This window comes from Paraburkholderia sp. JHI2823 (genome assembly GCF_038900695.1).
GTDB classification, from domain to species: Bacteria; Pseudomonadota; Gammaproteobacteria; order Burkholderiales; family Burkholderiaceae; genus Paraburkholderia; species Paraburkholderia mimosarum.
Genome location: NZ_JAYMRY010000086.1, coordinates 1 through 7,275 on the forward strand (window position 1 = coordinate 1; position 7,275 = coordinate 7,275).

At 61.4% G+C, this 7,275-nt stretch carries 10 protein-coding genes and 1 pseudogene; 4 read left to right on the forward strand and 7 right to left on the reverse strand.

From position 1 onward, the window contains the following. Positions 1 to 807, reverse strand: an 807-nt coding sequence (locus VSR34_RS36920) for a poly-beta-hydroxybutyrate polymerase N-terminal domain-containing protein (protein WP_342965069.1), incomplete at its 3' end; no start/stop codon positions are given. Between the two features lie 28 nt (positions 808 to 835). Then, a complete protein-coding gene (locus tag VSR34_RS36925) occupies positions 836 to 1,387 on the reverse strand; it encodes a phasin family protein (protein WP_342965070.1) in 552 nt (183 codons plus the stop codon). Positions 1,388 to 1,664: 277 nt separating this feature from the next. Here VSR34_RS36925 and VSR34_RS36930 point away from each other — a divergent pair, with 277 nt between their 5' ends. Continuing rightward, complete coding sequence (locus tag VSR34_RS36930; RefSeq protein WP_028214893.1) at positions 1,665 to 1,928, forward strand: type II toxin-antitoxin system prevent-host-death family antitoxin; 264 nt, start codon at positions 1,665 to 1,667, stop codon at positions 1,926 to 1,928. Beyond that, on the forward strand, positions 1,925 to 2,194 hold the full coding sequence (locus VSR34_RS36935) for a Txe/YoeB family addiction module toxin (protein WP_342965071.1): 270 nt from the start codon (positions 1,925 to 1,927) through the stop codon (positions 2,192 to 2,194). The genes VSR34_RS36930 and VSR34_RS36935 overlap by 4 nt, the downstream gene beginning before the upstream one ends. Before the next feature lie 170 nt (positions 2,195 to 2,364). Here the strand turns inward: VSR34_RS36935 and VSR34_RS36940 are convergent, their stop codons facing one another. The 3 genes from VSR34_RS36940 to VSR34_RS36950 form a co-directional block, all read right to left on the reverse strand. Beyond that, the gene (locus VSR34_RS36940) at positions 2,365 to 2,772 is read right to left on the reverse strand and encodes a hypothetical protein (RefSeq protein ID WP_155836994.1); all 408 of its coding nucleotides are present in this window, start codon (positions 2,770 to 2,772) and stop codon (positions 2,365 to 2,367) included. Between the two features lie 326 nt (positions 2,773 to 3,098). Further along, complete coding sequence (locus VSR34_RS36945) at positions 3,099 to 3,437, reverse strand: type II toxin-antitoxin system RelE/ParE family toxin (protein ID WP_028214895.1); 339 nt, start codon at positions 3,435 to 3,437, stop codon at positions 3,099 to 3,101. Next, complete coding sequence (locus tag VSR34_RS36950) at positions 3,437 to 3,721, reverse strand: type II toxin-antitoxin system Phd/YefM family antitoxin (protein ID WP_028214896.1); 285 nt, start codon at positions 3,719 to 3,721, stop codon at positions 3,437 to 3,439. Before VSR34_RS36950 ends, VSR34_RS36945 begins: the two co-directional genes overlap by 1 nt. Positions 3,722 to 3,782: 61 nt before the next feature. On the opposite strand from VSR34_RS36950, the pseudogene VSR34_RS36955 reads away from it, so the two are divergent. Then, positions 3,783 to 4,660 (forward strand): annotated as a pseudogene (locus tag VSR34_RS36955) (PDDEXK nuclease domain-containing protein); the annotation flags it as partial. Between the two features lie 432 nt (positions 4,661 to 5,092). On the opposite strand, the gene VSR34_RS36960 reads toward VSR34_RS36955, so the two are convergent. Together VSR34_RS36960 and VSR34_RS36965 are read right to left on the reverse strand one after the other, a co-directional pair. Continuing rightward, on the reverse strand, positions 5,093 to 5,797 hold the full coding sequence (locus VSR34_RS36960; RefSeq protein WP_342965072.1) for an ATP-binding domain-containing protein: 705 nt from the start codon (positions 5,795 to 5,797) through the stop codon (positions 5,093 to 5,095). Continuing rightward, on the reverse strand, positions 5,697 to 6,335 hold the full coding sequence (locus VSR34_RS36965; RefSeq protein ID WP_244884650.1) for a hypothetical protein: 639 nt from the start codon (positions 6,333 to 6,335) through the stop codon (positions 5,697 to 5,699). Before VSR34_RS36965 ends, VSR34_RS36960 begins: the two co-directional genes overlap by 101 nt. A 511-nt stretch (positions 6,336 to 6,846) precedes the next feature. On the opposite strand from VSR34_RS36965, the gene VSR34_RS36970 reads away from it, so the two are divergent. Further along, complete coding sequence (locus VSR34_RS36970; RefSeq protein ID WP_342965073.1) at positions 6,847 to 7,110, forward strand: hypothetical protein; 264 nt, start codon at positions 6,847 to 6,849, stop codon at positions 7,108 to 7,110. Positions 7,111 to 7,275: the final 165 nt, after the last annotated feature.

A 7,275-nucleotide genomic window follows, 5' to 3' on the forward strand; every position in this document is an offset into this window, starting at 1 on the left:
ATCGAGAATGTAGTATTTGAGTATCCACGATGGCACGATCAGGACGGGCTCATGCCACACGGTCGGCGTCAGTGGTTCGTACTGGATCAGTTCGATCAGCGCGGAACGATAGACGACCTTGCCGGGCGTGGTTGCAACGTCGCGCCCGAGTTGATGGGGGGCGAACCTGCGGATCGAACTGCCTGGTATGCGGCCCGCGAGCAGATCTTCCTGATCTTCGAGCCAATTGCGCGCGCCCTCGACGAAGTTGCGTCCTCCCGTATTGACGATCGCCCGCAGTACCTGCGGATTGAGCCACCAGCAATTGGCGGGGGACAGCATGTCAGTGCATTGCCGCGCAACGAAGTGCATGACCTGTTCGTTGCGTGGGGAAACGCCGCGAACGCCGGTGGTCGCTTGCCCCCAGAACGACTCTACATGTGCAAACGTATCGCGCAGCGCATTGAAGGGCCAGTGGCTCCAGCCCGCGTCGTCGAAGCGCGGATCGCCGTTGCCAACGTGCTCGAGTGGCTTGCCCATCATGAGCGATTGCCAGTATGCAAGCACGCGAGCCGCGAGCGCGTAATGCTTGCCCGGCGAGCAGGCGAACTGGAGTGCCCAGTCGAGCCACGCCAACCCGAGCGCGGTAGGCGAACCACCAGCCGAGGCGCGTGCGAACGCCGCATAGACCGCTCTGTCGACGCGCGTCAACGCGACATCGAATGACGTTTGCGACCCGTCTTCCCCGGAACCCGGCCCAACGGCCGATGCGGCGGGGAGTGTCGTCGGCACGGGGAGGGCAGGCGATGTTGTCTTGATGGCTTCCATAGTTGCGCGCGCCTCACATCCCCCAGCATCATTGCCTGGCGGCTGGCGACGCTTGACCGGTCGCATGCCGCGTTGTCTTTTCAGTCGAGGAAACAGCAGCCAGATCGCTCCTGGCGACCTCCACCGCCTGCTCGTAGCTCTTCTGCATGGTCTCGTTCAACGAGCGCGTCGTCTCAACCGCCGACTTTCGTGCGCTGAAGGTCGCTTCCGGGCCGGCAGGTACATTTTTCGCGATTTGATCGATAAACGTCTGGACCTGCCCCTTGCAGGCGTCCACCTGAGTTTGCGCGTAACGATTGAATTCGGCTTGGGCGGAACTCGCGATATCGAACAGTTGGAGCATATTCGATGCCGCCGTATCTTGAGTCGGCTCGGTCGCCCTGGCTTGGGCCGGGATGGATCGGCCCGGTTCGCTGGAGCGAAGAACACCGAGTGCAGTGTTTTCGGCCTGGGCCAGCATCGAGCGGGCAACTACGAAAGCCAGCTGGGTGAGCCTTTCAGCGGCATTGACCATTGTGACCGCCAGGTTAAAGAGGGCGTCGACACTGGCCATTTGAACTTCGACAATCGGCTGGATCATGACTTGTCCTGTCAGGAAACGATGCCGCTGGTGATGGCGGCACCCAGCGGTTGCCGTTTGCGAACGCGGGCCGGCCGCTCCCTTCGCCCCTCGATGGGATTTTGACAGCAGAATTGTCGATTGGTGTCCGGTTGACCAGGTCAATGATCGCGCACAGTTTGCGAATGACGCAAGAGAACTGTCCCAGGAGGGATAAATCAGACTTGTACATTAACCTGTACGTAGCGGTGCGATTGCCGATATACTTGAGCAACTTACAGTACAAGTTGAGGCGGTCATGCGAACGATACATTTTTCTGATGCTCGCGGGAATCTAAAAACCGTGATCGACCAGGTGGTCGACGACGCGGACGTGACGCTGATCACGCGACGTGACGCGCCGAACGCAGTCATCATGTCGCAAGACTATTACGACAGCCTCATGGAGACAGTTCACCTGCTCCGGTCGCCAGCGAACGCCGCCCACCTTGAACGCTCAATCAGTCAGCTACGGCGGGGTCAGGCAGCGGAACAAACGCTGAATGAGGGCGAGGGCGAATGACGACACGCCGTGTGCTTTTTACGCCCGATGCGTGGGAGGACTACGTCTACTGGCAAGGCCAGGACCGCAAGACCCTCAGGCGAATCAATCAGCTGACCCGCGAGGCACAACGCACACCATTTGAAGGTATCGGAAAGCCCGAGCCGCTGAAGGCGAATCTTTCCGGATTCTGGTCACGTCGTATCGACGACACGAACCGCCTGGTCTACGAGGCGGATGGCTGGCAAATCAGCATCATTTCCTGCCGGTATCATTACCAGGCCTGAGTGCACCTCGCCGCGAGCCCGCTGGCCGGAGATGCGGTCGCCGCCCGTATTTCGATGGGCACGTCGCATTCGCGAGAATGTCGCTGTTCAAGGAATCTTCAGATTCTGATTTTGCCGATCAGGGGTGACCGCTCAAGCCGGGAAGGCGGGTTACAGCCCGAGCGACGACATCAACGATCCGCCCAACCTCCAGCGTGCTGAAATCGCCTTGACAAAGGACGGTAAGAATCGACGATCTGGACGTCCCCGCTGAGCAGTTGGTCTCTGTAACTGCCTTCACGGATGCCGGGATCGAGGCGCTCAAGGAACTGGTTGCCGAAGAGAGGCAGTCTGGCGGGACTGGGCAGCGCAGGTAGATAGGCGCTGAGCAGGATGGGCGCCTCTTGCACCGTGGCACGAATTGGAGCCCTTTGGGCGAATGGGCAAGCCTTTCCCAATTTGTTATGCACCGGCCCATCCACTTTTTCTGTGCGTAACCACCTTCGCAGTAACGTCATGCGATAGGCCCGAAAGGCAATGGAAACAGGGCGCCAGGCTGCACCGCCGAAAAGAGGATAACCAAGGATAACGACGGCCATTGGGAATCCCGCGTCCGCTCGAGCACTACTGCGCTACAACCCCGGCTCGCTGGCCGGGCTCCCGCATTCCGACACGGTCACAATAATCGACAGGAAGGCAGGAGGACGAGGGTGGCGTCATTGCCAATCCCGAATACCAGTCCAACGCCCCCGGCCGTACAGATGTGTGTCAACAATGGAAAGGTGTGCCCGCAACATGCGGACTTGTCATCCTTCGAACTAAAGTCCGCGAGCTTCGTGTCAGTCACTGCAATGCGTTTCTTGATGAGGGTCATGCCCAGCTCTGGGGTGGTCACCGGCGGATAATTGCTGCGTCACCCTGACGCTTACATGAGTCGAAGGACGATCCTCTGGAGCATGGCCGGCAGGTCGCGTCGTGTATCGACCACGAGGTGAATGAAAACGGTGTCGTCCCGCACCTGGTAGATGATTCGGTTCTTGCCGCACAGGGCCTGCCGGAAACGCTCATCGACGAAGCCTTCGAGTTCGGCAGGCATATGGCCACTGTCGGGATACCGGCGAATCTGCGTGATGGTTTCCTGAATCTGCGCCGATGTCTGACGCCAGGTCTCCCATCCGAAGGTGCGGACAAGGTAACTTCTCAGTTCGTCGATGCCGATCCGCGCGGTCGGCAGGACGCGGTACTTCAGCAGCGGGGCCGGCATCAGCGAAGTTTTTCCTGGCGGTCGAGTTCGTTGAGCTCCGCGAAGAAGTCGTCGCCGTCGACGTGGTCATCGCGCTCGATCTGTTTCTGGCCGATGGCCAGGATCTTCAGCAGCGCAATGGTCTGCTGGGTCGCTTCGTAGGTTCGCACGTCCTGGACCACGAGTTTCGCCTCGCCGTTCTGCGTGATGATGAGCGGCTCTCCCGAGTCGGTTAGGTCCTTGACGATCTGGGCGGCTTCGCTTTTGAGGTAGCTGATTGGCTTGACGTAATTGGCGAGGTGCATGGGGCGCTCCGTTGGGGTCAGACAGGACTGAATATAGACCGTTAACGGTCAGATCGCAACACTCAAGTTCGCGTTCCCCGACATGCGCGGTTTCTCGCCACGCAACCTGAAATACATGCGCGCGCTTGCGCAAGCATGGCCGGATCCGGAATTTGTGCAGCAGCCTGCTGCACAATTCCGTGGTTCCACCTTTGCACCTTGCTCGACAAGGTCAAAGGTACCGCGCATCGCAACCGGTATGCTGCCAAGGTGCTCGAACACGGCTGGTCGCGCAGCGTGCTGGCCATGCAGATCGAGACGGCCGCGCACGCGCGCGCTGGCAATGCGGTCACCAATTTGCGGAGCGGTTGCCGCCACCGCAATCCGATCTCGCGCGCGACGTGCTCAAGGATCCGTATATCTTCGACTTCCTCGGCTTGACCGAGAACGCCCAGGAGCGCGACATCGAGCGTGCGCTCACCCAGCACATCACGCGCTTCCTCCTCGAACTGGGCGCCGGCTTCGCGTTCGTGGGGCGCCAGTACCGGCTGGAGGTGGGCAGACGAGTTTTTTGTCGATCTGCTTTTCTACCATCTCAAGCTGCGTTGCTATATCGTCGTCGAACTGAAAACGACGCCGTTCAAGCCCGAATATGCGGGCCAGCTGAACTTCTACCTGTCCGCAATCGATGCGCAGGTCAAGGCGCCTGAGGACCAGCCGACCATCGGCCTGCTGCTGTGCAAGGAAAAGAACCGGCTCGTGGCGGAATATGCGCTGCGCGGCGTGGCCAAGCCAATGGGCGTCGCTGAGTATCAACTGATGCGCGAGGTGCCGCCCTCGCTGGAGACTGGGCTGCCGACCATCGATCAGATCGAGGCCGAACTGCGTCCTGACCTGCCGGACGGCACCGTGTATACATCGCCGGGCGACGCGCGCGCCGCTTTCACCGTCAGGTACTAGCGTCGGTGACCGCCACATAGACCTGGCGACGCTCATCCTCGTCCGGTATCGGGCTGCCGTCGGCACCGCGCAGGCGGAAATCATTGCCCACCTTGACCCGCTTCCATCCTGGACGCGAGAGATAAAGCTTTTGTGTGCGAGTCCGACTCTATATTTTCAGCCAGCTTGGATCTTCCGCTGCGCGTCCTATACTAGGTATGAGCCGCGCGGAAGCCGGCCCTGAAGCAGTAACGGACGGGAAACCGTTCAGTGGGGCGCGGTAGCGGGGCCACGGAAACGCCTGCGTGAACAACGTGGGCGTTTTCTTTGGCGGTTCCCGGCCGCGTGGCGCAGCGGGCGAGCGACAAACGCGGCGTCCGTTCGACCGTGCCAACCCGCTCAGCCCGATGCAGGGCCCCCACAACAATTTTCACCGTGACGGGCCGGCGCGTTCTAGCGCCGAAGATTGGAAAGCCGCAGCAGCTCGTCGCGCAACGCCGAGATATCGAGGACATGCTGTGCCCGGGTCATGGCCACATAAAGCAGCCGGAGTTCATCGTCGTCCGGCATCGGGCTGCCATCGGCACCGCGCAGGCGGAAATCGCTGGCCACCCTGACCCGCTTCCATTCGAGTCCCTTGGCACGGTGGACGGTTGAGATCACATAGTCAGCCGCGTCTTCCGTCGCCGAGCGCTGCGCCAGCGCCCGCAGATAGCCGGTACCCAGCTCGTCGACGATCCGCACGACCGGCAGCAGGTCCTGACCAAATGCGCTGCGCGCGAACGCCTGTGCGTCGCTCCAGGTCTCGAACAGCGAAAACGCCGCCGGGCGGAACGCGCGCTGGCCGGCCAGCAGCCGGTCTGCGCCGTCAGCGTAGGCGAGGATCTCGGCCGGACTCATCCGGATCGCCGGTCGATGTCCCGCCTCGAGTCCTGCAGCGAACTGCCAGATCGCCGTGATGTTCTTCCGGCACAGGATCGCGTCGACCGGCGGTGCCAGCGCGGAATCTTCCACCATGATCGAGCCGATGGCTTCCTGTCCCCGGATGGACGTGCGCTCACCGAGCAGTGCAAGCAGGCGGCTGGCGAGCGCCGCGAACGTGGCGCCACAGCGGAACGATTCCGTAAGCGCGCACTCGGGCGCGTCGATCTGCGCCATCGCATTGACCGCGCCCCGCCGTTCGTAGATCTGCTTGGTAAGGGTCGCCCACGTAGATGATCTGCGCGTGGCGCTGCTGGCCAAGGACCGAAAGCATCACCCCGTCACTGTCCTGCACCTCGTCGAAAAGTAGGTAGTCGGCTTCGATGCGTGGCTCCGAGAGCGCCCAGAGTTTCAGGAGCACATCCGGCGAAATGGCGCCCACGGCGCGCGCTGCCGCACCCTCTTCCCACAGGTGTCCGATGTAAGGCAGCAGATACGTGCGCAGTTGCGCGGCCACCGCTTCGTCGATCTTTTCATCGACAACAATATGCCGGGTTGCCGGCTGGATATCCGCGGACCGGCAGAACCTGTCCCGCCCGTCGGCAATCATCCGCCCGATCTCGAAAGGCGCAAGCTCGACGGCCTTGCCCGTCACCGTGCGCACTTCCAGCGGGCCAAGCCCGTAACGCGCCGCCAGTTCATGCGGCGGCTCGCCCTGAAGGCTCACCCGGCTTCTCAGCGAAGGACTCACGCTGGCCCACGCCAGCGAATGCATCGTCCGCGAGTCGACGTGAGGCGAGAAACGCCGGGCTGCATTTGCCGCGATTTCCCGGTTGAACGCGAGGTACATGCGTGACGCAACCAGACCCATCGAAATGGCGCGCCGGCCACACAACTGTTGACAAGGAACGAGGTATCGCGACGGCACTCCGAATTGCGCGTCTTGAGATCCAAGTCGTGGCACATGCGCCATTATCGATAGCACAATTCCCGAGAAGGCTTGCCCCGCCAAGATTTGCCGGCGACAGCACCGGCCGCTGTCCTCCTCTCTTCTGCCTTGGCCGCGGCACATTCGCCCATTCGCCGTTAACGATGGCACATTCAGGGCCCAGGCCGCCTTCGAAGACGGCCCCTGGCGATGGCACAATTCAACTGGAGTCCTGCTCGGCAAGGGTTTGCGGACAGAGCCGGCCATATTCCTCCTCTTTCCTACTCTTGGCCGCGGCACATTCGCATTGACGATGGCACATTCAGGGTCCCGGACCGGCGGCGAAGGCGGCCTCGCGATGGCGCAATTCAACCGGAGCCTTGCCCGGCAAGGGTTTGCAGGCGACAGAGCCGGCCATTTTCTTCCTCTTCCTACCGGCATATTCGCCATTGACGATGGCACATTCAGGGTCCCGGACCGCCTTCAAAGGCGGCCCCTGGCGATGGCACAATTCAACCGGAGCCTTGCCCCGCAAGGTTTTGCGGGCGACAGAGCCGGCCGTTTTTCTCCTGGCCGCGGCACATTCGCCATTAACGATGGCACATTCAGCGTTCTGGGCTGACTTCGAAGGGACCCCTTACGATGCCGCAACCCCAAAGACCCTAGCAGGTTGCGGAAATACCCCTCGACGGGCAGCGGCCTTCCACGATTTACGCGCCCACTGCCGCTAAATCTTTCGCATTGTGCAATTTCAACGCGAATCAACCTTTTTAAAGCGCTGTGAGGC

Excerpts from the sequence above, each read along its gene's own strand:
- VSR34_RS36925 (WP_342965070.1), bottom strand. The coding sequence starts at position 1,387 with ATGATCCAGCCGATTGTCGAAGTTCAAATGGCCAGTGTCGACGCCCTC.
- VSR34_RS36930 (WP_028214893.1), top strand. The coding sequence starts at position 1,665 with ATGCGAACGATACATTTTTCTGATGCTCGCGGGAATCTAAAAACCGTG.
- VSR34_RS36935 (WP_342965071.1), top strand. The coding sequence starts at position 1,925 with ATGACGACACGCCGTGTGCTTTTTACGCCCGATGCGTGGGAGGACTAC.
- VSR34_RS36940 (WP_155836994.1), bottom strand. The coding sequence starts at position 2,772 with ATGGCCGTCGTTATCCTTGGTTATCCTCTTTTCGGCGGTGCAGCCTGG.
- VSR34_RS36945 (WP_028214895.1), bottom strand. The coding sequence starts at position 3,437 with ATGCCGGCCCCGCTGCTGAAGTACCGCGTCCTGCCGACCGCGCGGATC.
- VSR34_RS36950 (WP_028214896.1), bottom strand. The coding sequence starts at position 3,721 with ATGCACCTCGCCAATTACGTCAAGCCAATCAGCTACCTCAAAAGCGAA.
- VSR34_RS36960 (WP_342965072.1), bottom strand. The coding sequence starts at position 5,797 with ATGGCGCAGATCGACGCGCCCGAGTGCGCGCTTACGGAATCGTTCCGC.
- VSR34_RS36965 (WP_244884650.1), bottom strand. The coding sequence starts at position 6,335 with ATGCATTCGCTGGCGTGGGCCAGCGTGAGTCCTTCGCTGAGAAGCCGG.
- VSR34_RS36970 (WP_342965073.1), top strand. The coding sequence starts at position 6,847 with ATGGCGCAATTCAACCGGAGCCTTGCCCGGCAAGGGTTTGCAGGCGAC.